We start from the raw sequence: 23,224 nt of genomic DNA on the forward strand, positions 1-23,224 counted from the left end.
CTAGGCGCATGGGCGTCTTCACTCTCGGCGGGCTGACAACCACCCCGGCCTCCTCCCGCACCGAACTGCTCGCACCGGCCACGCTGGCAGCGCTGACCGCTCTCGGCTGGCTCGACGAGGTGGGCATCGTGGAGATCGACCCGGACGTCTCCGACACCGCCGCGACGCAGGAGCGGTTCGGGCTGGAGGCCGACACGCTGGCCAACTGTGTGGTCGTCGGCGGAAAGCGCGAGGGCGTCGAACGGATCGCGGCCTGCGTCGTGCTCGCGACGACGCGCGCCGACGTGAACAACACCGTCAAGCGCCTCCTCGACGTCCGCAAGGCCTCCTTCCTGCCCATGGATCGTGCGGTGGAGCTCACCGGCATGGAATACGGCGGCATCACCCCGATCGGTCTTCCGGAGGAGTGGCCGCTGCTCGTGGACTCCCGCGTCGTCGCCGACGGGGTCGTCGTGATCATCGGCTCCGGCGTCCGTCGATCGAAGATCCTGCTTCCCGGGAGGCTGCTGGGCGATCTCCCGTCGGCGCGCGTGATCGACGGTCTCGGTCTCGCCGCGCACGCGGAGACCCGGCCTCCGGAATGACCGGAGCGGCCGTCGACCGCCTCCTCGGCCCGGTGCGGTCGCATCTGATCGAGACGCTCTCCGGACGTTCCGATCGGGTCCCCGCCTGGATCCTGCGGCTCGAAGACGGGGAGGACGAAGGCTTCTTCCCCGCGGGAGGCGCTGCGTGGACGGTGCACGGCGGTATGCCGACCCTCGTCGCCGGTGTGCGAGCCCTCCTGCTGCAGGCGCTGCATCCCGGAGCGCTGGCCGGCGTGCGCGAGCACTCGCGCTACCGGGAGGATCCGCTGGGTCGGCTGGCCGGCACCATCCAGTGGATCCACACCGTCACGTTCGGCAGCCGCGCGCAGGCGATCGCCGGATCGGAGCTGGTGACGTCGCTGCACGAGCGCGTGCGGGGCAGCTTTGCGGACGGACACGGCGTGACCCGACCCTACGCGGCGAACGATCCCGAGCTCGCCGCCTGGGTGCACCTGGCGTTCACCGACGCGTTCCTCACGGCCCACGAGCGCTGGGGGTCGCCGATCCCGGGCGGTGCGGACGGGTACGTGGCGGAGTGGGCTAAGGCTGCGGAGCTGATGGGCGTCGACGACCCGCCGCGGAGCGCGGCCGACCTGCGCTCGCGCATCGAGGCGGTGACGGAGGCGGGGGAGTTGCGGGGCGGGGCGGACGTCGAGGAGATCGTGCGGTTCATCCGGCGCGCGCCCCTGCGGCGTACGCTGCGCCCGTCGTACCGGATCCTGTTCCGCGCGGCCGTGTCCACTTTGGAACCGCGGCACCGGGCGCTGCTCGGACTGCCCGCTGTCGACCGGCTGCCTGTCCAGCGCGCGACGACGATCGTCCTCTCCGGGGCGCAGCTCCTGCTCGGGCCGCAGACGCAGGCGGAGCTGGCGGCCCGCCGCCGGCTGGCGCGGCTCGACGGCACCGGCCGCTCGGCGGCCTGAGTCCTCTCGCAGATTTCGGGCGGTCCGGAAACACCGACTCGGAGCTACGCTGTGCTCCGGTGGCCCGTTCACCGGTGAGCGGACCCGAGTCACCGGAGGTTGTCATGACATCCACCAGTTCATCCGCCACGGACGAAGCGGGCAACAAGGGCCTGAAGGGCGGTGCGCTCGGCCTGGTGTCGAGCGTCGTCGTCGGAGTGGCCTCCACGGCACCCGCCTACAGTCTGGCCGCGAGCCTCGGCTTCATCGTCGTCGGCGGGACGCTCGCCGCGGGCGTGAGGGCGCCGGGCATCGTGCTGCTGGCATTCATCCCGATGTATCTGATCGCCGTCGCCTACCAGGAGCTCAACAAGGCGGAGCCCGACTGCGGCACGACCTTCACCTGGGCCGCGCGCGCCTTCGGACCCATCACCGGCTGGATGGGAGGCTGGGGCATCGTCATCGCCGACATCATCGTGATGTCGAACCTCGCGCAGATCGCCGGCAGTTACACCTTCACCTTCATCGGCGGGTTCGGGCTGCCGGGGGTGGCGGCGCTTGCGAACGAGCCCTTCGCGGTCACCATCGCGGGTCTGGTCTGGATCGCCCTGATGACGTGGATCTGCTACCGCGGCATCGAAGTGTCCGCGCGTGTGCAGTACGTGCTCCTCGCGTTCGAGGTCGTCATCCTGATCTTCTTCGCCGTGTTCGCCCTGGTGAAGGTGTACAGCGGCCACGCCGAGCCGTACTCGCTCATCCCGCAGTGGTCGTGGTTCAACCCGTTCCCGCTCGACTTCGGCCAGACGGTCGCCCCGGCACTGCTGACCGCGATCTTCATCTACTGGGGCTGGGACACCGCGGTGTCGGTCAACGAGGAGACCAAGAACCCCGAGAAGACCCCGGGGCGCGCCGCCGTGATCAGCACGCTCCTCCTGCTGGCCACCTACGCGATCGTCACTGTCGCCACTGTGGCGTTCGCCGGAGTCGGAACCAAGGGGATCGGGCTCGCGAACCCCGCGAACTCCGGAGACGTCTTCTCGGCCATCGGCCCGACGCTCTTCGGGAGCGGGCCGGTCGGCGCCATCCTGATGACGCTGCTGGGCTTCTCGATCCTGACCTCCGCGTCGGCCTCGACGCAGACCACCATCCTGCCGACGGCGCGCACGACGCTCTCGATGGCGGTGTACAAGGCGATCCCCGAGAAGTTCGCGCGCATCCACCCGAAGTTCCTCACACCCACCTGGTCCACGATCGGCATGGGCCTGGTGTCGGCGCTCTTCTACCTCGCCTTCACCGCGATCAGCGTGTCCCTGCTCACCGCACTGATCGGATCCATCGGCCTGATGATCGCGTTCTACTACGGCCTCACCGGCTTCGCGTGCGTCTGGTACTACCACCGGACACTGTTCACGAGCTTCCGGCACGCGATCATGCGCGGGCTCTTCCCACTGCTCGGCGGGCTGATGCTCGTGGCCATCTTCATCTACGGTGTCATCCGCTTCTCGGAGCCCGACTGGCTGACCGACGCCAACGGGAAGAACGTGACCATATTCGGGATCGGGGCGGAGGCGGTCGTCGGGGTGGGCGGCATCCTCATCGGCGTCGTGCTCATGATCGTCTGGCGTCTCATCCGACCCGACTACTTCAAGGGGCTCACCCTGCCGCGGCAGAGCGACGACATCATCCTGGAGCCCGTGGCCGTCGGCGACGAGCTGCCCTTCGGCACGGCGGCGGCGCGCATCCCCGCCACCGTCATCGCTCCCGACTTCTCGAACCTCCCGGAAGGACAGACGCCGGTCAATGCCGATACGCTCGAAGTCGTCGACGAGCCGTCGGACCTCCCGCCGGCCGATCCCGACCTTCCGCGGAAGGGGAGCGAGTGAGCGAACGCAGCCGAACCGTCCACTGGGAGGATCCGGCGCCCGGGGTCGCCGTGATGCCGACGGTGAGCGGCCTGGACTACCTGCACAAGATGATCGCAGGCGAGCTGCCGCCGCCGCCGATCGCCAGCCTGATGGGGATGACGCTGACGGAGGCGGAACCCGGCAGAGCGGTCTTCGTCTGCGAGCCGGACGAGTCGCACTACAACCCGATCGGGACGGTGCACGGCGGACTGGTGTGCACGCTGCTCGACTCGGCGCTGGGCTGCGCGGTGCAGACCACGCTGGCGGCCGGACAGGGGTACACCTCGATCGAGATCAAGGTCAACTATCTGCGTCCGGTCTTCGCGACCAGCGGTCCGCTGACCTGCAGCGCCACGGTGACGAAGCCGGGCAACCGTGTCGCCTTCGCCGACGGCGTCGTCACCGACGGGACGGGGAAGACGGTCGCGACGGCGACCGGGTCGCTGCTGGTGTTCCCGATCGGGTGAGCAGACCCCTCGGCCGAGGTCGCGTTAGGCCTGCCCCTGCTTCGCGGCCAGCAGCTGGTCGCGCACCCTGCGGCGGATCACCTTGCCGACGATGCTGCGCGGCAGCTCGTCGACCTGCACGACGCGCTTCGGAACCTTGTAGGCGGTCAGACAGTCGCGGCCGAAGGCGCGGATCGCCTCCTCGTCGAACGACGCTCCCGGCTCCATGACGACCGCGGCCACCACGTCCTCGCCGCCGCGGCGGTGCGGGAGGCCGACCACGGCGACGTCGGCGACGCCCTCGAACCCGCGCAGGGCGTCCTCCACCTCGGTCGGCGAGACGTTGAAGCCGCCGGTGACGATGAGCTCCTTGATGCGGTCGACGATGCGGACGAAGCCGTCGGAGTCCATCGTGACGATGTCGCCGGTGCGGAACCAGCCGTCCTTCGTGAAGACCTTGGCGGTCTCGTCCGTCTTACGCCAGTAGCCCGAGAAGACCTGGGGGCCGCGGGCGAGGAGTTCGCCCTCCTCGCCGAACGCGCGGTCGGTGTCCGGATCGTCCGGGTCGACCACGCGCAGCTCCGTCCCCGGCAGCGCGAGGCCGACGGTGCCGGCCCGCCGCGTCGCACCCACCGGATTCGCCATCAGCACGGGCGAGCACTCCGAGAGCCCGTAGCCCTCGACGAGGTACCCGCCGGTCTTGGACTCCCAGAGGTCGACGATCGACTGCGGCAGGCTCATGGCGCCCGAGATCGCGATGTCGATTCCCGAGAGGGAGACCCTGCGCTTCTCGGCGGCCTGCACCAGCCGTTCGTAGATGGGAGGCACGGCCGGCAGGAAGGTGGCCGGGTGCTTCTTCACGACATCGAGCACCAGGTCGGGGTCGAACTTGGGGAACAGGACCAGCCGGGAGCCCATGCTCATCGCGAAGGTCAGGCAGAGGGTGAGCCCGTAGGCGTGGAAGAGGGGCAGCACGGCGTAGACGACCGAGGTGCCGCGCTCGATGGTCGGCACCCAGGCCCTGGCCTGCGCCGCGTTCACCGCGAGGTTCAGGTGGGAGAGCATGACGCCCTTCGGCAGTCCGGTGGTCCCGCTCGTGTACTGGATGAGCGCGAGGTCGTCACGCTCCGGGCGCGGCACGGAGGCCTTCAGCCGCCGCGAGGCGACGAGGGACTCCCAGGTGATGGTGCCGGAGACCTTCGCCGTGAGCTGCTCGCGGGCCTTGCGGGCGGCGGGCACAGGGAGGCGCAGCGCGAACCGCTTGCCCGCGGGCATGCCGCGGGTGATGTCGACCGAGATGATCGTCGTCACGCCGAGGTCGGCCGGCAGGTCTTGCACGGTGCGGGCGACCTTGTCCCAGACGATCGCGACCGTGGCACCGTGGTCCTCGAACTGGTGCCGCAGCTCGCGGGGCGTGTACAGCGGGTTGTGCTCGACGATGACGGCGCCGAGCCGGAGCGCCGCGTAGAAGGCCACGACGTGCTGCGGACAGTTCGGCAGCACCAGCGCCACACGGTCGCCCTTGCGCACACCGCGCTTGCGCAGCCCTTCGGCCGCCCGGGCGATCTGTTCGCCGAGTTCGGCGTAGGTGGTCGTCGCGCCGAAGAACTCCAGGGCGACGTGCTTGCCGTATGTCGCGACCGAGGCGTCGATGAGATGCGCGAGCGATCCCTCCGGCAGGTCGATGTCGTCTGGCACGTCCGGCGCGTAGCCGGCGACCCACGGGCGATCGCTGTAGATGCTCACGGTCACAGATCCTACGGGCCGGGGCGTCAGTCGGCCTGCGCCGGCTCGCGAACGGCTTCCTCGATGGGTGTGTCGCCGGAGACGGCCTCCCACGTGCGGCCGATCGTGGCGGGCTCCCCGAGGCAGGCGACGATGAGGCGTGCCACGTCCTCGCGCGGGATATCGCCGCGCGGAACGCTCTCCCCGAGGCGGACGCGGCCGGTCCCGTCATCGAAGGTGAGGCGCCCGGGGCGCAGGATGGTCCAGTCCAGGCCGGAGGACCGCAGCTCGGCGTCCGCGTCGCGCTTCGCGTCGACGTACGCGCGCCACTGGGGGTCGGCATCCGGCTGTACGGGGGAGTCCACACCCCACGCGCTCACCTGGATGAAGCGGCGGATGCCGGCGCGCGCCGCGGCGTCCGCCGACTTCACGGATCCGGCGTAGTCCACGGTCCGCTTGCGCTCGACACCGGAGCCCGCGCCGGCGCCCGCCGTGAACACGACGGCGTCGCAGCCGGCGATCGCCTGCGCGATCGCCTCGGGGTCGGCCTGCTCGATGTCGAGCACCACGCCCTCCCCGCCGAGCCGGTAGACGTCCTCGGCGTGCTCGTCGGCGCGGACGACGCCGACGAAGTCGTCTCCGTCGTCATAGAGCACCCGCATGAGCTGCTGGGCGACCTTTCCGTGGGCTCCGATGATCGCGACTCGAGACATGACTCCATCTTGCCCCTGTTGCGGCTGGTCCGCTGACGGCGAACGTTCCCGAGCCGGACGAGCGGGATGCGCTAGCGTCATCACCATGACCGCACTGCTCGAGTTCGTCGCGCGCCTTCTGGCGTTCGCGCCCTCGAGCGCGTCCGGCCTCGTGGCCCTCGCCGGCCTCGCCGGAGCGATCGGGCTGGTCGCGGTCGTCGCGACCGCCGCCGTGCGCTCCGTGGCGGCGTTGGCGGCCTCCCTGCGTGTTCGTGCCGTCTGGTCGAATCCGCTGCAGCCGACCGCCGGCTGGCTGCTCGAGAGTCAGGCCGATCCGGACGCCGACGGGCGCCCCCGCCCGCGAGCGCCGGGCATCCCCCTGCCGGTCGCGTAGCGAGGCGTCTCGCCTCAGAGCCAGTTCTGCTCCTGCGCGGCCAGACGACGTCATCGTCCGTTCCGACAGCAGGGAATACCCACATGGACTTCTTCTCGTGGCCGCCGATCGCGGCCGTCCTCGACGCGGCCTACGGCTTCGTCACCGCACTCTCCACCGCCGTCGAGCCCGTGGCCGGCTCGGCGGCCGCCCTCGTCGCCATCGTCGTCCTGACGGTGCTCGTGCGAGCGCTCCTCCTCCCGGTCGGCGTGAGCCAGGTGCGCGCCGAGTACACCCGGCGGCGCCTCGCGCCGGCGTTGGCCGAACTCCAGCGCCGGCACGGGTCCGATCGTGAGCTGCTCGCTCGCAAGACCATGGAGCTCTACCGGGACGAGCGCACCTCGCCCTTCGCCGGGATGCTGCCGCTGCTGGCGCAGCTGCCCGTGATCTCCCTCGTCTACGCGATCTTCACGCACGCCACGATCGCCGGGCACACCAACGCGCTGCTCGGCGAGCATGTCTTCGGCGCACCGCTCGGGACGAGCTTCGTCGGTCTCACGGGGTCCGCCTCCGTCTGGCCGGGGTTCTGGGTGTACGCCGCGGTGCTGCTGCTCATCGCGGTGGTGACGACCGTCTCGCGACGCGTTCTCGCCCTCCCGCAGCCGGACGGGAGCCCGGCCCCGACCGGCGCGCTGCGCGCCCTCTCTTTCCTCCCGTACGTCACGGTGGTCTTCGCCGCGTTCGTCCCGCTCGCGGCGGCCGTGTACATTCTGACCTCGACGGCCTGGACCGTCGTCGAGCGCGCGACGCTTCGTCGCCTGCTCGATCCCGAACGAGGAAGGCCCGCGCCATCGCCATCGCACTGAAACCCGTCCCGACGCTGACGACGGAGCGTCTGACGCTGGTCCCGCTGGGTCCCGAGCACTTCGCCGGCACCTGGGCATCGCTGCAGGAGCCGGAGGTGGTGCGCCTGACCGGCACGCACGCCACCTTCACCCGGGACGCGGTGTCGGCGTGGCTCGAAGGTCTCCGCGACCGTGACGACCGAAGCGACTGGGCGATCCTGCGCAGCGACGACGGCACCCACCTCGGGGAGGTGGTGCTGAACGATGTCGACGACGACAACCTCTCGGCCGGGTTCCGCATCATGCTGGGCTCGCCGCGTTGGTTCGGCAGCGGCTACGGCACCGAGGCGACCCGCGCGGTGCTCGGCCACGCGTTCGACACGCTCGGCCTGCACCGGGTCGAGCTGGAGGTCTTCGCGTTCAACCCGCGGGCGCAGCGCGCTTACGAGAAGGCCGGCTTCGTCGTCGAAGGCCGCCGCCGCGACGCGCTGCTCTGGGACGGCGAATGGTTCGACGCCATCGTGATGGGATGCTTGAGCAATGTGGAAGCGTGACCGCCCCCGACCGCCCCGCGACCCGCGCGCGGCCGTCCCCGGGCTCGGCGTCGGCGTGCAGGTCTACGTCGTGGAGCACGAGCCGCCCGTGGGCACCGACTGGCCCGACGAGCCGACCGGCGTGATCATCGCGCCGGGCGAGCGCGGGCTGCGGGAGGTGTCGTTGCCGACCGACGGTTTCACCACGTGGGTGGTCGCGTTCAGCGAACCGCGGAGTCGTCGCGACGGGAGCGGCCCGTACGAGCGGGCCGTCATCCCGTCCGCACTGCTCGTGGCCGCCGACCCCGTCGCGGAGGGGTGAGCGTTGCTGGGCGTCGGCCTGATCCGCGGGATCAACGTCGGAGGCAGCGCGCGCGTGGCCAAGGCCGACCTGGCCGCGGCGTTCGTGGACGCAGGCTTCGACGACGTCGTGACCCTCTTGCAGAGCGGCAACGTCGTGTTCCGGTCGGCGGCGGCTCCGACCGCGGAGGACGCGGCGGCGATCACGGCGGCTCTGAAGGAGTCGTCTGGCGTGGAGGCGGGCGTCGTGCTCCTGCAGGAGCGGAGCTTCCGTGAAGTCGCCGCGGCGAATCCGCTCGTCGGGGTCTCCGACGACGACTCGCGGCTCGTGGTGACGTTCCTCGATCACGACCTCCCCGCCGACATCGTCGCGCCGACCGACGATGAGCTGGCACCGGAGCAGGTGCGGCTGGGCGTGCGCGCGATCTACCAGTGGAGCCCGCTGGGCGTCTCGAAATCCACTGCTCCCATGGCGTTCTGGCGTCGCGTCGGGCAGGTCGCCACGGCACGCAACCAGCGGACCGTGCTGCGGCTCCTCGCGGAGCTCGACCGCCGCCTCTGAGCCCGGCGAAAGTCTCCCTTCTCGGTGTCACCGCCTGCTCCTACAATGACGGCATGTTCGTCGAGGGCACCCTTCGATGGCAGGTCACAGAGGACTGTCCCTGGGACCTGCTGATCGCGCTCGCCCTCCGCGATCTCGCCGGTCTGGGCGGCACTGTCGCGCACGCGCTGCCGCGGGTGACGCCGGCGGTGGTGCCCGTGCTGCAGGGTGGCGCAGCCGGCGGCGGCCGCGCGGTCGCACCGGCGCTCCGCGGTGCGCTCACGGCGCAGTGGGATGCGCTGTTCGACGCCGCTGCCGACCGGGAGCATCGCCCGCTCACACCGCTGCTGCAGCCTCCGCACTTCGCCGCGCTCGACCGCGCGCTGGAACTGCAGGACTTCGTGCTCGCGCACCACGACGCCGCGGCCCGCTGGGCGCGTGACCGGCACGCGGAGTACGCGCGGGCGAGCATGGAACAGCACGCCAGACGCGCGGCCGACATCGTGGACGTGGTGCACGAACGCGAGCACGACCTCCGTCGTCAGGCCGGCTACTTCCGCCTGGACATCGACGTGTTACCGCTCGCCGAGAGCGGTGCCTGGATCGTCGGGCCGCACACGATCGTGGTCAGCACGTCGCTGCGGGACGACTCGCGCGCCTTCCGCGCCTGGTTCCGCCCCCTGGTCGCCGCGCTCGTCTGACGACCGATCGCCGAGGGGCACGCAAGCGCCCCAAGAACGGCGTCTGAGGGGCGCTTGCGTGCCCCTCGATGGCGATGACCGGGAGGATGTCGGCCTGCGGTGGGAGAATTGCCGGGTGGGCAAGACGGACGGCAGCGACCGGCGGGTGACGACCGCCGACGTCGACGACTCCGACGCCACGATCCTGCACGTCGACATGGACGCGTTCTTCGCCTCCGTCGAGCTGCTCGACCGGCCGGACGCCCGCGGCAAGCCCGCCATCGTGGGGCACGCCGGAGGCCGCGGCGTGGTCACGAGCGCGACCTACGAAGCGCGCCGGTTCGGCGTCCGCAGTGCGATGCCCGTGTCGCAGGCGCTGCGGCTCTGTCCGACCGCGATCATCCTGCCGCCGCACTACGAGAAGTACACCGAGTACTCCGCCAGGGTGATGCAGATCTTCCACGAGGTCACCCCTCTCGTCGAGCCGCTCAGCATCGACGAGGCGTTCCTCGACGTCGCCGGTGCCAGACGTCTCCTCGGGTCGCCGCGCCGGATCGCCGAGCTGATCAGGGCGCGCGTGCACGACGAGACGGGGTTGACCTGTTCGGTGGGCGCCGCCGGGACCAAGTTCATGGCGAAACTGGCGTCGGGCCACGCCAAGCCTGACGGGATGCTCGTCATCCCGCCCGCCGAGACCGTCGGCTACCTGCGGCCGCTGCCGGTCGGTGCGCTCTGGGGTGTGGGCGCCAGCACCCAGGCCTCGCTGGAGCGCATGGGCATGCGAACGGTCGCCGACCTCGCGGACGCTCCGTTCAGCGTCCTGCAGAGAGCCGTCGGCGACGCCGCGGCGCACCGACTGCGTGACCTGGCCCACGGCCACGATCCGCGGCAGATCGTCACCGCGACGCGCGAGAAGAGCATCGGGCACGAGAACACTTTCGCGGTCGACGTGGACGACCCGGACACTCTCCGCCGCGAGCTGCTGCGACTATCGGGACGGGTCGGCGAGCGGCTGCGCACGCACGGGATGGTCGGTCGGACCATCGCCCTGAAGATCCGGTACTCCGACTTCCGGACGATCTCGCGGTCGCGCACGCTCGCCGAGCCGACGAACGTCGGCCGGCGGCTGTTCGAGGAGGCCTGGGACGTCTTCGAGAGCGTGGGCATCGACCTGCGGGCGACGCCGATCCGCCTGATCGGCGTCCGGGCGGAGCAGCTGGCCGACGCGGGTGGCGACGCGCCGGCGCTGTGGGATCCCGACGAGGAGTGGCGGGAGGCCGAGCGTACTCTAGACGCCGTCAGCGCGCGGTTCGGCCGGGGTGCGATCGGCCCTGCTTCCCTCGTCCGCCGCTCGCCCGACGCCGACGAGGCCGAGCGCGACGGCCGCAACCCGCGCTGGCTGAGCGACTGAGGGGCCGGCCGGGCCTCGTCAGCGCAGCCCGACCTCGATTCCGCGATGGTCGGATCCGTTGTCGTCCAGCACCGAGCTGCCGACGGTCGTCAGTCCGCGTACGAACGCGTGATCGAGCCGGGCCACCGGGAACGATGCCGGCCAGGTGAATCCGAGGCCGACCGTGCTGTTGCTCGCCTCCGTCAGCTCCTTCTGGAGGGGCGCGAGAGTCCGGTCGGTGCTCGCCGTGTTGAAGTCGCCGACCACGAGCAGCCGCTCGGCGTCGTCCGCGGCGACGGCCTGGGTGAGTTCGCCCAGCATGCGGTCCCGCGCGGTGTACTCCAGCGGCCGGACCGAGGCGAGGTGCACGACGTAGATCCGGGTGGACGCGCCCGGAGTGTCCACGTCCACGCTGATGGCGCGGCTCCAGCCCAGCCCGAGGTCGAGCTTGGCGCCGTCGGTCAGGGGGTAGCGGCTCCAGAGCCCGACGGTGCCGATGACATACCGGTGCGGATACGGTGCGTCGAGCACGCCTTCGACGGCATGCAGGTTGGTCGCGTCCAGCTCTTGGAGCGCGACGACGTCGGGGGACCGCGCCGTCAGCGAGCGGGCGATCTCCGCCGCCTCGGCGTTCTGCGCCCGGAGGTTCTCGCTCACCACGGTGAAGCGTGGGGACCCTGCGCTCATCGATGGGAGCAGGGCGACCCCGAACGCCGCCCACCAGACCGCCATGGCCGCGGCGACGGCGAGGCCGGCGAAGAGCGAGAACCGCACGAGCGCCGCGACGCCGAGCGCGATGAGCGCGACCCCGACCCACGGCAGGAAGGTCTCGACCAGGGACGCGGCGCCCGCCACATCGGGGATCAGCCCGTGCCAGAGCAGCAACGCGCCGATGGCGAGTGCCACCAACCCCGTCAGGAGACCGCGCGGACGGCGGCGGGGACGGGAGCGGGGCACTCGCCCGATTATTCCGAAGCCGGCGGTGAGAACCCGCCGTGAACGCTGAACGCGGGGTGCGAACCGCCCTGGTCAGCCTGGGAGGCGGCGGGTACGGTGAGTCCATGACGAACATCTCGCTCAAGCTCGCGGAGACCATGAGCACCTCTGGAATCAAGTCGGTCTACGGCGAGCCGATCGTCGTCGACGGCACGACCATCGTCCCCGTCGCCGCCGTGCAGTTCGGATTCGGTGCGGGCGAAGGCCCCGGCGACGACTCCGCCCCCGGCGGCGCCGGCGGCGGTGGCGCCGCAGTGCCGTTCGGCGCGTACGTGAGCGACGAGACCGGTGTGCGTTTCCGCCCGAACATCATCACGCTGCTCGCGGTCGCCATCCCCTTCGTCTGGGTGGCCGGACATGCCTGGGCGCGCGTCATCAAGGCGCTCAAGCGGTAGTGCGTCGCTCGGCCCAGTCGTCTCAGGGCTACACTGACTTCTGAACACGGGAGTCCGGTGAGCCGGGCTGAGAGGAAGCTTCTCCAAGCTTCGACCGTCGAACCTGATCTGGGTCATGCCAGCGCAGGGAGGCCATCTCACATCCCGTGCCCTCGTTTCGTCAAGAGAAGGGGCACGATCAGTGCACGCAACCATTTCGTCCGTCACCGCGTCGTCGAAGCGCGTCCTCCGCTGGCGCGTCGTCGACATCGTCGTCGCCAGCGTCGTCGCTGTCGCCTCCGGCGTCGTCTTCTGGGTCTGGGGTCAGGCCTACAATCCGATCTCCGGTCCGGTGACCGCGGTCCTCCCGGGCTTCCAGGGCATCCTCAACGGCCCGTGGCTGTTCGCCGGTGTGCTCACCGCGCTGGTCGTCCGCAAGCCGGGCGCCGCGCTGTACGGGGAGGTCGTCGCCGCCGTCGTCTCGATGCTCATCGGGACCCAGTGGGGATTCGCGACGTTGCTCTCCGGCGTGGTGCAGGGGCTCGGCGCGGAGATCGTCTTCGCGCTGTTCCTCTACGCCCGCTGGAACCTCGGCACCGCCCTGCTCGCCGGCGCGGGCACGGGGCTCGCGGAGTCGATCCTCGACCTGCTGTACTCGTATCCCGGGGCCAAGCCCGAGTTCGCGATCGTCTACACGATCACGACGATGGTCTCCGGCGTCATCGTCGCCGGTCTGGGCTCGTGGCTGCTGGTCAAGGCGCTCGCGCGGACGGGGGCGCTCAGCCGGTTCGCGGCGGGCCGCGAGGCGACCGGACGCGTCTAGGCCGCCGACGTGGGACATCCCCTGATGTCGGACTCCCGATCTCCGAGGCCGCCGGCCCCGGTCGCCGTTCGGGTCGGTGACTGGGGCTGGCGCTATGCGGGGCGCAACGCCTGGGCGGTCCGCGGGCTGACGCTGTCGGTGGAGCCGGGGGAGCGCGTGCTCCTGCTCGGCGCCTCCGGGGCGGGCAAGTCGACGGTGCTCTCCGGGCTCGCGGGCGTGCTCGGCGGTGATGACGACGGCGAGACCGAGGGCTCGCTGCTCCTCGACGGTCGCGCGCCGGCGGAGGCCAGAGGGCGTTCGGGCCTGCTGCTGCAGGATCCCGACGCGCAGGTGATCCTCGCGCGCGTGGGCGACGACGTGGCGTTCGCGTGCGAGAACCTCGGCGTGCCCCGCGATGAGCTGTGGGAGCGGGTCCGCGCGTCGCTCGGCGCCGTCGGTCTCGACGTGCCGCTGGATCGGTCGACGGCGCAGCTGTCGGGGGGCCAGAAGCAGCGGCTCGCCCTCGCCGGGCTGCTCGCGATGCGCCCAGGACTCCTGCTGCTCGACGAGCCGACGGCGAACCTGGACCCGGAGGGTGCCAGGGAGGTGCGGGATGCGGTCGCTGCGGTCGTCGCTACCTCCGGGGCCACGATGATCATCGTCGAACACCGGGTGGCGGTCTGGCGCGACCTGGTCGACCGCGTCGTCGTGCTCGACGCAGCCGGCGGCGTCCTCGCAGACGGGGCACCGGACGCCGTGCTGGCGGATCGGGCGGGCGACCTGCGGCGCGCGGGCGTGTGGCTGCCCGACGAGACCGTGCCCGCGGCGCCGACCGTCACGGTCGGCGCCCCGCTGCTGGAGGCCCGTGAGCTGGTCGTCGGCCGGTCGCCGCTGTTCTCCGGCCGCCGCCGCGCGCGCGGGGTGAGCGGGCGGCGCCGGCCCGATGACACCCGGCTCGACCATGCCCTCCCGTTCCTCACCGACCTCGCCGTCGCGGAAGGCTCCGCCTTGGCCGTGACCGGGCGCAGCGGGGCGGGGAAGTCGACTCTCGCGCTCACCCTCGGCGGTCTGCTGCCGCGGCTGGGCGGCGCGCTCAGAGCGTCGGACCACCTCGCGAACGGGGCGGGCGCCGACCCGGGCGCCTGGCGATCTCGGGAGCTGTTGACCCGGATCGGCAGCGTCTTCCAGAACCCCGAGCATCAGTTCCTCGCCTCCACCGTGCGCGACGAGCTCGCCGCCGGGCCGCGCGCGCTGCACCTGACGGCGGACGCGACCGATCGTCGGGTGGCCGAGCTGCTGGAGGCACTGGACCTCTCCGCGCTGGCCGAGGCGAACCCGTTCACACTCTCCGGCGGTCAGAAGCGCCGGCTGTCCGTGGGGACGGCGCTGGCGACGCGCCCGCGGATGCTCGTGCTCGACGAACCGACGTTCGGACAGGACGCGAACACGTGGCGTGGTCTCGTCGACGTGATCGCAACGCTCCGGGCCGACGGCCACGCCATCATCGCAGCGACACACGATGCGGAGTTCGCAGCGGCCGTCGGCGCGAGCGAGCACCGGCTCGGTGCACAGCAGGAGGCCGCGGCATGACCATCGTCGAACCCGTCCGCAGCGGCCCGCTGGCCACCCTCAACCCGGTCTCCAAGCTGGGCGCCGCCTTCATCGTGACGGCCGTGCTGCTCGTCTCGATCGATCCGGTGTCGGCGGGTGTCGCGCTGGCCCTGGAGGTCGTGCTGCTCTGCTTCTCCGCAATACCGGCTGTGGTGTTGTTGGCCCGGACGTCCCCCGTCCTGATCGCGGCTCCGCTCGCCGCGCTCACGACGGCGCTGTACGGCCGCACCGGCGGCACCGTCTACCTGCACTGGTGGGCGATCGAGGTCAGCGACGGATCGCTGCAGCTGGCACTCGCGACGCTGCTGCGGGTGCTGGCCATCGGGCTGCCCGCCGTGCTGCTCTTCGTCACGATCGACCCGACCGATTTGGCGGACGGCCTGGCACAGCTGCTGAAGCTGCCCGCACGTTTCGTGGTCGGCGCGCTCGCGGGACTCCGGCTGGTCGGTCTGTTCATCGACGACTGGCGTGCGCTCTCGCTCGCCAGGCGGGCGCGGGGTGTGGCGGAGTCCGGCGCGATCCGGCGGTTCCTCGGGCAGTCGTTCGCGTTGTTCGTGCTGTCGATCCGAAGGGGCTCGAAGCTGGCGACGGCGATGGAGGCCCGCGGCTTCGGCGCGGCGACCGAACGCACGTGGGCGCGCCCGTCGGTGTTCCGGGGCAGGGACTGGGCGGCACTGGGTGTCGCCGCGGCCGTGGCGGGAACGGCCGCCGCCGTCGCGATCGCAGTGGGGAGCTGGAATGTCCTGGGATCCTGACACCGAGCGCGCCCTGGACAGGCTGCTCGCCCTGGTCGCCGCCGCGGCCGCCTCGGCGCACGGCGGCACCCCTGTCGTGTTGATCGACGGGCCGAGCGGGGCGGGCAAGAGCTCGCTCGCCGGTCTGCTCCTCTCACGCTGGCCCAGCGCCGGCCCGCAGCGGCTCGCGCCGGCGCGGATCGTCCGGATGGACGACCTCTATCCCGGCTGGGACGGGCTCGACGCCGCCAGCAGTGCTCTGCACACCGAGCTGCTCGAGCCGCTCGCGACCTCCGGGAGGGGCCGGTGGCGACGCTGGGACTGGGCTGCAGCGCGTCCGGCCGAATGGCATGAGCTGACGGGAACTGCCCCGGTGCTGGTCGAGGGCTGCGGCACGCTCGCCGGGGCGAACACGCGCTGGGCGCACCTCGCGATCTGGCTCGATGCCGACGACCGGCTTCGCAAGGAGCGGGCACTCTACCGGGACGGCGCCACGTTCGCGTCGCACTGGGACCAGTGGCAGTCCGAGTTCGAGCGCTACCTCGTGCGCGAGAACCCGCGCGCGAACGCCGACCTGGTGCTGGACGTGACCGACTGGCCGATCGCATCTGCACCGCGGCGCGCGTCCGGGACTACGGTGGTGCCATGAGCGAGACACCGCAGCCGGATCCCGAGTACATCGTCGAATACGCCGACGGCCCGCTGGTCGGAACCGCGGAGCGCCGGTATCTGGTCGGCGGCGTGGTGGATGAGCGCATCGGTGCTGTCGCCGCGGTCGAAGGACTCGAGTCGGTGTTCTGGTATGTGGCAGGCAAGGAGCGCGTCCTGAACGGCGAGCGCCACGTCGAGTACCACTTCGATGCTCCCGACAGCGACCCCGTCGAGGCCGACAAGGACGAAGAGTCGCTCTAGGAGCCGATTCTCCGCGCACCGCGCACCGCGTCGGCTGTGGGGCGTCCCGCCGTGCGCGCAAGCGCCCCGAGGTCGTTGAGGCCCCGGGGCGCCGCGCTGGTCGTGCTCGCCGCGGCTACTCCTCGTGGGTCCGGCTGCGGCGGCGGGCGGTCATGACGGCGATCCCGGTTCCGGCCAGCCCGAGCAGGGCAGCCAGCGGCGCGAGCCAGGGGAGGACGGTGCCACCGGTGTCGGGCAGCGTGACGCGTGCGCTCTCAGCCGCGGGCGGAAGCGGAACGACAGGGATGTCGACCTCGACGGTGGCCTCGGACTCCTCGGAGTGGAAACTCGCCCCCGACGGATCGGTGGCGTCGGCCGTCGCGCGGTTCGTGATGCGACCGGAGGCGATGTCGGCATCGGTCACGCGGTAGTCGGCTGTGCAGGTCATCGACGCGCCCGGCGCGATGCTGTTCGCGGAAGGACAGACGACGGCGAGCGGGCCGCCCGTGCCCGAGAAGCTCTGCTCGGTGATCGAGACGTCGCTGAGGGTGACGTTTCCGGTGTTGGCGACGAGGAACGAATAGCCGATGCTCTGATCGCGCGCGGTGACCGTCGTCGGGCTCGCCTTCTTGTCGAGCGTGAGGCTCGGCGTAGCGGGGATCGTGACGGTCGCCGTGGAGGCCGCCGAGGTGACGTTCGCGCCCGCCGGATCGGAGCCGGCGGCGACCGCGGTGTTGTCGACGTGGCCGGAATCGGCGTCCGCCTGGGTCAGCTGATACGGCGCCGTGCAGGTGACGGTGGCCCCGGGCGCGAGCGACGCGGCCGACGCGGGGCAGCTGACGACCGGAGTCGCTCCGCTGCCCGAGAAGCTGCTCTCGGTGACGCCGATGCCGGTCACGGGGACATTGCCCGTGTTCGCGATGAGGTACGAGTACGTGACGGACTCGCCGGCCCCGCTCACCGTGCCGTGGTCGACGGACTTGGTGAGGCTCAGAGCGGGCACCGGGTCGACGCTGACGACCGCCGTCGCGGCGGGGCTCGTCACGGCTCCCAGCACGGCATCCCGGCCCTGGGCCACCGCGGTGTTCGAGACGGACCCTGCGGCGACGTCGGCCGCGGTCACAGCGTAGCTCGCCGCGCACTGCGTGGTGGCGCCCGGATCGAGCGCGGTCGCCGAGCAGACCGGGACCGGGGGAGTACCGCTCCCGGTGAAGCCGGTCTCGGCGATGTCGATCGCGGACACGGGAGTGTTGCCGTCGTTCGTCACGGTGTACGTGTAGTCGACGGTGTCGCCGGCTTGCGTGTACGTGGTCGGGCTCGCGGACTTCGTCAGTCCGAGCGATGCCGCCCTGGCCTCGTTCGTGAAGGTGCAGACCACGGAAGGCGACTCGCCCGCGAACGCGTCGAGCGTGAAGGTGGCGGTCGTTCCGGACCCGGTGATCGGGAACTCCGGGTTCGTCGGATTGGCGCTGTCGATGCAGCTGTACGTCGTCAGATAGCGGGAGAGGTCGGTGGTTCCTGCCGCGGTCTCGGTGACCGTGTAGTCGTCGTCGAAGCGGGCCAGCGCAGGCCCGGCCTGGAGGACGTGACCGCCGGCGGTCGTCTGTAGTCCGGTTGCCGTGCCGGTCGTCGTCGCGGTGGCCGGGAGGCTGATGGTGGCGCCGGTCGCAGTCAGCGTGAACTGATCCGTGGGGTTGACGCGGGAGACGACGTTCTTCTGCACGCTGACCGTCGGTGGGAACGCGCAGCTCGCCAGATCGACCAGTCCCCGACCGGTCGGGCCGGCTTGAGCGGAGGCCAGCGGAGTCAGCGCGCCCCGCAGGGTTCCGGTTCCCGGGTCGATCGAGAAGACTCCGTTGGTCCCGCCCTGGCTGAGATAGAGCGTCCCGGTCCCGTCGAATGCGATTCCGTTGACGGCGGCGCCGCCGGGGACGGCGAAGGTGCTGAGCTCCGTCGCTACGAGGGCTGCGGCCTGCGCAGCGGTCTGGGGGAGCGGTGCCTGAAGGACCATCAGGGTGCCGTCGGTGGCCGACGACGAGACCACGTACAGGTTGCCCGACCCGTCGAACGCGAAGTCCCCGTTGCTCTGACCGGCGGGAACGCTGAAGGTGATCACGGGGTCGTCGCTGATGAGCTGGTTCGTCCGCGTGTCGAAGCCCCAGATGTGGCCGGTCGTGCCGCCCGCGGTGGAGAGATCCCCGAAGTAGTAGATCCCGGTGACGGGATCGACCGCGCCGGCGGTGACGTTCGCTCCACTCGACTCGCCAGGGTACCCCGACCAGGTGCCGCTCACGGCGTCGTATCTCATGATCGTGGCTCCGCGATCGGATGCACTGTACGCAGCCGATCCGTCTGCGGTGATCCCGAGCGCGTTCTGGTTGAGTCCGAGAATCGTGCCGGTCGTCTCTAACGTGGCACCCAGCTGCGCGCCTCCCACCGACGTGCCGTCGATGGCGAGCACGTCGGACACGCTCGGCACTGCCGGGTCGCCCGGCACCTCGCCGTAGATCGCGGTTCCGCTGCAGATCAAGGCTCCGGCTGCGTGCGCCGGCGGTGTCGCTGTCGGCCACGCCGTCGCGACGAGGGACAGCAACAGGGCGGAGGTCGCAGCCAGTACGGGTCCGGGGCGCAGCGCCCGGCGTGGGGATGTCGCGTGAGTAGACATGGCCATCACCCCTTCTCGGTCTTGTCGAGGGCCGCCCGAGAGATCGGGGATGGCTTTCGAGCAGTGGCTGACGTCGACATGAGCACCTCACTGTGTGGCCGGGTCGGGGGACGGATTCCCGTGGGGATTCACCGGCTGTATAGCAGGGCGCGATCGCGGACGCTGGAGGTCCGAAGGGGCCGGCATCGCCAGAAATGCCAGCAATTCGGCGGCGAACCCGTCGTCGTGGCGGGCGGTTCGCAGCGAACCCCGGACCCGGATTCACCCGAACCTTAGTACCGGACGCTCCTCGCGCTGTGGGAGGGGACGTGGGCTCCGACTGACGGGCTCAGGCCCAGCCGAGCTCGTGCAGACGGTCGTCGTCGATGCCGTAGAAGTGGGCGATCTCGTGCACGAGCGTCACGTGGATCTCGTCTCGGAGCTCCGCCTCGGTCTCGCAGATCGCGAGGAGTGGTTCCCGGTAGAGGATGATGCGGTCGGGCATCTCGCCGAAGCCGTAGGCGCCGCGCTCGGTCAGGGCCACCCCGTCGTAGAGGCCGAGGAGGTCGAGCGAGCCGTCCTCCGGCCGGTCTTCGACGACGAACACCACGTTGTCGAGGCCGTCGACCATCTCGTCGGGCAGCTGGTCGAGCTCATCGGTGACGAGCTGCTCGAAGGAGTCGGTGTCGAGGTGCACGGGCTCGGTCACCAGGCCTGGGCGACGGCGGCGTGCAGCTCGAGCAGGCCGGTGGTGCGCTCCGAGGGTCCACGGCCGAAGCCGCACTCCGTCGCCACACCGAATCGCGGCTGTGCGGTCGCGGCCGCCGCTGCACGGCGGCGAGCCCCGTCGACACCGTCTTCGTGGTGCAGCAGGCCGAGGTACAGCTCGGTCTCCTGCGGCAGCTCCACCGCTGCCAACGGAGCGAAGTACGCGGCGTCGTCGCGCTCGATCGGCACCGGCAGGTGGAAGAACGAGATCGGCCGCGGCGCGGCGGCGAGGACGCCGGTGATGACCTCGGCGAGTCGTCCGGCGTCCGTCGGCTGCACGAAGTGCTGCTCTTCGACGTCGCCGTAACAGAGGTGGTACCCGACCTCAACGCCGTCGGGAACGGCGGCGGCCTGGCGGACGGCGCGTTCGACGACGCCGTCGAGCACCTGGCCGGTGCCCGACTCGGCGAACCAGGGCTCCATACGGCCCTCGAGCAGGGCGAACTCGACGGCGGTGTCCCACTGGACGGCCAGGTCGGCCAGGGGGATGCCGTCGAGGATGCGCGCGAGCTCGGCGAAGAGCGCGCGTTCGTATGCGGGTTCGATCGCCGCGCGATCCTCCGGCACGATGAAGGCACCGATCACGGCCGCCGGCGTCGGCAGAGAGACCTGGAACCGCGTGCCGGCGGCGATGACTCCGCGCGCCCGCAGCCGGGCGAACTCCGCGTAGGAGTCCAGAGCGGCCTCCGCGTAGCCGAGGTCGGGGAAGACGAGGTCGTCGGCGTCGACTCCGTCATCGAGCCGGAACGGCCGGCCGTCGAAGATCCCACGCAGGTAGTACGGCTCGACCGCGATGCGGGACAGTCCGCTCATCGTGTCGAAGCGCGCGGTCTGGAACTGGATCCAGTAGAAGCGTTCGCCGACCTCGCCGTCGGGGATCCGGCGCAGCCGATCGCCGAGCAGGTCGCTCACCGTGCGGAACACGGTCGCGGCATCGGGGAGGTTGACGCTGCCGACGAGGTGTGCTCCTCGGATGTCGGGCGACGACGAAGGGACGGGGGCCGGGCCGGTGCTCACCTGGGCGAGTCTACCGGCGCGGCCGCCGTCCCTTGCGTCGTGGGATGGACCGGGAGGTGCGGATCAGTACCAGTTCACCGACTGGGAGTGACCCCAGGCGCTGCACGGCGTCCCGTACCCGCGCTTGATGTAGTCGAGGCCCCACTTGATCTGGGTGGTCGCGTTCGTGGCCCAGTCGGCACCGAACGTCGCCATCTTGCTGCCGGGGAGCGACTGCGGAATGCCCGCGGCGCCGCTGCTGCCGTTGGAGGCCTGGTAGTTCCAGCCGGACTCCTTGCTCCACAGGCTGCTGAGGCACTGGAACTGGTCGTCGCCCCAGCCGTAGGTGCTCGCGGCGATGCTGCGGGCGGTGGCCTTCGCACCGTCCGGAGTGTTGGCGGCGGCCTGAGCGGCGGCTGCGGCCGCGGCGGCGGCTGCTGCAGCGGCGGCGGCGCGCTGATCGGCGGCGGCGCCGGCTGCGGCGAGAGCGGCGGTCGCGGCGTCGGTGGTGTCGATGCTCTTGCGGAGCTTCGAGTCGTCGAGCTTCTTGTAGTCGTCGAGGCCGGCGATCGCGGTCTTGGCGGCGGATGCGTCGGCCTTCGCGGCATTGGCCTGCACGGTGGCCTCGGCCTTGGCGAGGCTCTGCTGGGCGACGCCCTCGAGCCGATCGCGCCAGAGCGTGTCGTAGACGCCGAGCTGGTCGTGGTGGATCCCGGTGGACTCGGAGAGTTCCCGGGTGGCGCGCTCGCTCTCCTGCTGCTGGGCGATCATCGGCGTGACGAGGCTCGCCGACATGATGATCGCCGCCGCACCAGTGAGCACGCGGCCGAAGGAGATGTTGGAGGAACGCAGGGTGGATCGAAGAGTACTGAGCATGATTTCCTGGGTCGGGTTTCCCCGCCAGGCCGCACGCGATCCATTCGGCTACGCGCACGGCGGGACCACTCGTTAGGGGGCGAGCGGTCGAAGGGCGGGCTGGAACCGCGCCGGGACGCACGGGAGCGCCCGTGGACCCGTGGTCCGGAGCGCAGCGTTCGACGCGGGTGTGCCGCACCAGGGTTTTCGGGGTGGCGTCCGTGGGTTGGGGGGTGGACGCACGGCGCAGCACGGACGGCGATCTGTGCCGTCGGTCAGCTACGCTAGACGCCTACTCTGGACGCTTCTGGCACAAAGCCTGGCAAAGTCGTGTACACGTCACCGATCGGCGGGCGTCGCGGCGGCGCGCTCGTCGGCCGCTTCCGCCTCCTGTTCGGCGGCGTCCATGCGGGCATCGGTCACCCAGATCATCCCGAGCACCAGGGCGAGGACGACGACCCCCATCGTCACGAAGACCGCGGGGATGCCGAAGAACTGCGCGATGAGGCCGCCCGCTGCGGCTCCGAGCGGCATGGTGCCCCACGCGAGCAGCCGGTACGCGGAGTTCAGCCGGCCCAGCAGGCGCTGAGGGGTCACCCGCTGCCGCAGAGAGACCGTGATCACGTTCCAGATCGAGACGGTGATGCCGCCGACGAAGAATCCGGCGCCGATGATCACCGGGTTCGTCGTGAACGCGGGGGTGGCGACGGTGACCAGGGAGCCGAGAATGGTCAGCGTGAGCGCTCGCGACCTCCCGAGCAGGCGCTCCGCCGGCTCGGCCAGGAAGGTTCCCAGCACGCTGCCGAGCGCGGACGCCGTGAGCAGGAGTCCATAGCCGGGGTCGGTGAGCTTCATGGCCGACATGGGGCCGACCGCGTAGAGCACGAACACGGTGAACACGGCGCTGGAGGCGAAGTTGAAACCGCCGACCATCACGGCGAGCGTGCGCAGCAGGGTGTTCCGGCCGAGGTACCGCAGGCCCTCTGCGATGTCGGCGCGGATGGTCGTCGTGCGGGGGTGGTCGGTCGTGAAGCGCCCACGGACGAGCAGCAGCATCCCGATGGCCGCCATCCAGAGCAGAACGGGCGCGCCGAACGCCAGGCCGACCCCGAGGGCGACGAGGAAGCCTCCCAGGGGTGGCCCGATGAACTGGTTGGTGGTGAGCTCGGCCGCGTACAGCCTGCCGTTGGCGCGCGACAGGGCCTCCTTGGCGACGAGCTGGGGAAGGATCGACTGCGACGAGGTGTCGTAGACCGTCTCCGCGACACCGATGCAGACCGCCGCGGCGTAGAGGAGCCAGATCGACCCCGCGCCGGCGACCGTTGCGAGGGTGAGGCAGGCCAGGAACGCGGCACGCGCCGTGTTGGCCACGAGCATCAGGCGCCTGCGGTCGAAGCGATCGGCGAGGGCTCCGGCGAGGAGGGCGAACACCAGCCAGGGGAGCGTGAAGGCGAACGTGAGGCCGGCGATCAGCGCGGGGGAGTCGGTGTAGCGGATGGCGACCAGTGGCAGCGCGACCTTCATGACGCCGTCGGCGAGGTTGGAGAGCGCTGAGGAGGTCCAGAGCTTCCAGTATCCGGATCCGAGGCGCTTCGCTGTCACGACTCTCACGATCCCACACTGATTGAGAAAACTCAA

At 71.0% G+C, this 23,224-nt stretch carries 25 protein-coding genes and 1 riboswitch; of the genes, 17 read left to right on the plus strand and 8 right to left on the minus strand.

All coding sequences use genetic code 11. The annotated features are described in order from the left end of the window. Positions 1 to 8: 8 nt before the first annotated feature. The 4 genes from KNO15_RS01010 to KNO15_RS01025 all read left to right on the plus strand — a co-directional run bounded on the left by KNO15_RS01010 (position 9) and on the right by KNO15_RS01025 (position 3,857). Positions 9 to 584, plus strand: coding sequence for a YbaK/EbsC family protein (locus KNO15_RS01010; protein WP_241701490.1), 576 nt, complete (start codon positions 9 to 11; stop codon positions 582 to 584). Continuing rightward, the gene (locus KNO15_RS01015) at positions 581 to 1,507 is read left to right on the plus strand and encodes an oxygenase MpaB family protein (RefSeq protein WP_241701491.1); all 927 of its coding nucleotides are present in this window, start codon (positions 581 to 583) and stop codon (positions 1,505 to 1,507) included. Before KNO15_RS01010 ends, KNO15_RS01015 begins: the two co-directional genes overlap by 4 nt. A 104-nt stretch (positions 1,508 to 1,611) precedes the next feature. Then, positions 1,612 to 3,369: an APC family permease gene (locus KNO15_RS01020; RefSeq protein WP_241701492.1), complete on the plus strand. Its 1,758-nt coding sequence runs from the start codon at positions 1,612 to 1,614 to the stop codon at positions 3,367 to 3,369. Between the two features lie 53 nt (positions 3,370 to 3,422). Next, on the plus strand, positions 3,423 to 3,857 hold the full coding sequence (locus KNO15_RS01025) for a PaaI family thioesterase (protein ID WP_241702650.1): 435 nt from the start codon (positions 3,423 to 3,425) through the stop codon (positions 3,855 to 3,857). A gap of 24 nt (positions 3,858 to 3,881) precedes the next feature. Here the strand turns inward: KNO15_RS01025 and KNO15_RS01030 are convergent, their stop codons facing one another. Together KNO15_RS01030 and KNO15_RS01035 are read right to left on the minus strand one after the other, a co-directional pair. Further along, positions 3,882 to 5,582, minus strand: coding sequence for a long-chain-fatty-acid--CoA ligase (locus KNO15_RS01030; RefSeq protein WP_241701493.1), 1,701 nt, complete (start codon positions 5,580 to 5,582; stop codon positions 3,882 to 3,884). 26 nt (positions 5,583 to 5,608) lie between these two features. Beyond that, positions 5,609 to 6,274: an SDR family oxidoreductase gene (locus tag KNO15_RS01035; protein ID WP_241701494.1), complete on the minus strand. Its 666-nt coding sequence runs from the start codon at positions 6,272 to 6,274 to the stop codon at positions 5,609 to 5,611. Between the two features lie 85 nt (positions 6,275 to 6,359). On the opposite strand from KNO15_RS01035, the gene KNO15_RS01040 reads away from it, so the two are divergent. The 7 genes from KNO15_RS01040 (at position 6,360) to dinB (ending at position 10,936) form a co-directional block, all read left to right on the plus strand. Further along, a complete protein-coding gene (locus tag KNO15_RS01040; protein ID WP_241701495.1) occupies positions 6,360 to 6,647 on the plus strand; it encodes a DUF6412 domain-containing protein in 288 nt (95 codons plus the stop codon). 83 nt (positions 6,648 to 6,730) lie between these two features. Then, positions 6,731 to 7,492 (plus strand): YidC/Oxa1 family membrane protein insertase, encoded by a 762-nt coding sequence (locus tag KNO15_RS01045; protein WP_241701496.1) that lies wholly within the window; start codon positions 6,731 to 6,733, stop codon positions 7,490 to 7,492. 35 nt (positions 7,493 to 7,527) lie between these two features. After that, positions 7,528 to 8,025 (plus strand): GNAT family N-acetyltransferase, encoded by a 498-nt coding sequence (locus tag KNO15_RS01050; RefSeq protein WP_278046475.1) that lies wholly within the window; start codon positions 7,528 to 7,530, stop codon positions 8,023 to 8,025. Then, positions 8,012 to 8,326: a hypothetical protein gene (locus tag KNO15_RS01055; RefSeq protein ID WP_241701497.1), complete on the plus strand. Its 315-nt coding sequence runs from the start codon at positions 8,012 to 8,014 to the stop codon at positions 8,324 to 8,326. The genes KNO15_RS01050 and KNO15_RS01055 overlap by 14 nt, the downstream gene beginning before the upstream one ends. Positions 8,327 to 8,329: 3 nt before the next feature. Next, positions 8,330 to 8,866: a DUF1697 domain-containing protein gene (locus KNO15_RS01060; RefSeq protein WP_241701498.1), complete on the plus strand. Its 537-nt coding sequence runs from the start codon at positions 8,330 to 8,332 to the stop codon at positions 8,864 to 8,866. Positions 8,867 to 8,919: 53 nt separating this feature from the next. Further along, positions 8,920 to 9,546 (plus strand): hypothetical protein, encoded by a 627-nt coding sequence (locus KNO15_RS01065; RefSeq protein ID WP_241701499.1) that lies wholly within the window; start codon positions 8,920 to 8,922, stop codon positions 9,544 to 9,546. Positions 9,547 to 9,661: 115 nt separating this feature from the next. After that, a complete protein-coding gene (gene dinB / locus KNO15_RS01070) occupies positions 9,662 to 10,936 on the plus strand; it encodes a DNA polymerase IV (RefSeq protein ID WP_308220414.1) in 1,275 nt (424 codons plus the stop codon). Between the two features lie 18 nt (positions 10,937 to 10,954). Here dinB and KNO15_RS01075 read toward each other — a convergent pair whose 3' ends face one another. Continuing rightward, on the minus strand, positions 10,955 to 11,872 hold the full coding sequence (locus KNO15_RS01075; RefSeq protein ID WP_241701500.1) for an endonuclease/exonuclease/phosphatase family protein: 918 nt from the start codon (positions 11,870 to 11,872) through the stop codon (positions 10,955 to 10,957). Between the two features lie 104 nt (positions 11,873 to 11,976). On the opposite strand from KNO15_RS01075, the gene KNO15_RS01080 reads away from it, so the two are divergent. The 6 genes from KNO15_RS01080 to KNO15_RS01105 all read left to right on the plus strand — a co-directional run bounded on the left by KNO15_RS01080 (position 11,977) and on the right by KNO15_RS01105 (position 16,344). Further along, positions 11,977 to 12,306: a GerW family sporulation protein gene (locus KNO15_RS01080; RefSeq protein WP_241701501.1), complete on the plus strand. Its 330-nt coding sequence runs from the start codon at positions 11,977 to 11,979 to the stop codon at positions 12,304 to 12,306. A 36-nt stretch (positions 12,307 to 12,342) separates the two neighbouring features. Then, positions 12,343 to 12,453: riboswitch (TPP riboswitch) on the plus strand. 34 nt (positions 12,454 to 12,487) lie between these two features. Then, positions 12,488 to 13,108 carry an ECF transporter S component gene (locus KNO15_RS01085; protein ID WP_241701502.1) on the plus strand — a complete coding sequence of 207 codons (621 nt, stop codon included), beginning with the start codon at positions 12,488 to 12,490 and terminating at the stop codon, positions 13,106 to 13,108. A gap of 24 nt (positions 13,109 to 13,132) precedes the next feature. Then, a complete protein-coding gene (locus tag KNO15_RS01090; protein WP_241701503.1) occupies positions 13,133 to 14,677 on the plus strand; it encodes an ABC transporter ATP-binding protein in 1,545 nt (514 codons plus the stop codon). Then, positions 14,674 to 15,453 carry an energy-coupling factor transporter transmembrane component T family protein gene (locus KNO15_RS01095; protein ID WP_241701504.1) on the plus strand — a complete coding sequence of 260 codons (780 nt, stop codon included), beginning with the start codon at positions 14,674 to 14,676 and terminating at the stop codon, positions 15,451 to 15,453. The genes KNO15_RS01090 and KNO15_RS01095 overlap by 4 nt, the downstream gene beginning before the upstream one ends. Beyond that, positions 15,437 to 16,081: an ATP-binding protein gene (locus KNO15_RS01100; RefSeq protein WP_241701505.1), complete on the plus strand. Its 645-nt coding sequence runs from the start codon at positions 15,437 to 15,439 to the stop codon at positions 16,079 to 16,081. Before KNO15_RS01095 ends, KNO15_RS01100 begins: the two co-directional genes overlap by 17 nt. Continuing rightward, positions 16,078 to 16,344, plus strand: a complete 267-nt coding sequence (locus KNO15_RS01105; RefSeq protein ID WP_241701506.1) for a hypothetical protein — start codon at positions 16,078 to 16,080, stop codon at positions 16,342 to 16,344. The genes KNO15_RS01100 and KNO15_RS01105 overlap by 4 nt, the downstream gene beginning before the upstream one ends. A gap of 115 nt (positions 16,345 to 16,459) precedes the next feature. Here the strand turns inward: KNO15_RS01105 and KNO15_RS01110 are convergent, their stop codons facing one another. The 5 genes from KNO15_RS01110 to KNO15_RS01130 form a co-directional block, all read right to left on the minus strand. Continuing rightward, positions 16,460 to 18,988, minus strand: a complete 2,529-nt coding sequence (locus tag KNO15_RS01110) for a DUF7507 domain-containing protein (protein ID WP_241701507.1) — start codon at positions 18,986 to 18,988, stop codon at positions 16,460 to 16,462. Positions 18,989 to 19,316: 328 nt separating this feature from the next. Further along, a complete protein-coding gene (locus KNO15_RS01115) occupies positions 19,317 to 19,676 on the minus strand; it encodes a metallopeptidase family protein (protein ID WP_374113123.1) in 360 nt (119 codons plus the stop codon). Next, positions 19,673 to 20,752 (minus strand): hypothetical protein, encoded by a 1,080-nt coding sequence (locus KNO15_RS01120; protein ID WP_241701508.1) that lies wholly within the window; start codon positions 20,750 to 20,752, stop codon positions 19,673 to 19,675. The genes KNO15_RS01115 and KNO15_RS01120 overlap by 4 nt, the downstream gene beginning before the upstream one ends. 63 nt (positions 20,753 to 20,815) lie before the next feature. Beyond that, a complete protein-coding gene (locus KNO15_RS01125; protein WP_241701509.1) occupies positions 20,816 to 21,607 on the minus strand; it encodes a hypothetical protein in 792 nt (263 codons plus the stop codon). A 318-nt stretch (positions 21,608 to 21,925) separates the two neighbouring features. Next, positions 21,926 to 23,188, minus strand: coding sequence for an MFS transporter (locus tag KNO15_RS01130; protein ID WP_241701510.1), 1,263 nt, complete (start codon positions 23,186 to 23,188; stop codon positions 21,926 to 21,928). Between the last annotated feature and the right edge of the window lie 36 nt (positions 23,189 to 23,224).

Source organism: Leifsonia shinshuensis (assembly GCF_022606355.1).
In the GTDB taxonomy this organism is placed as follows: domain Bacteria; phylum Actinomycetota; class Actinomycetes; order Actinomycetales; family Microbacteriaceae; genus Leifsonia; species Leifsonia shinshuensis_B.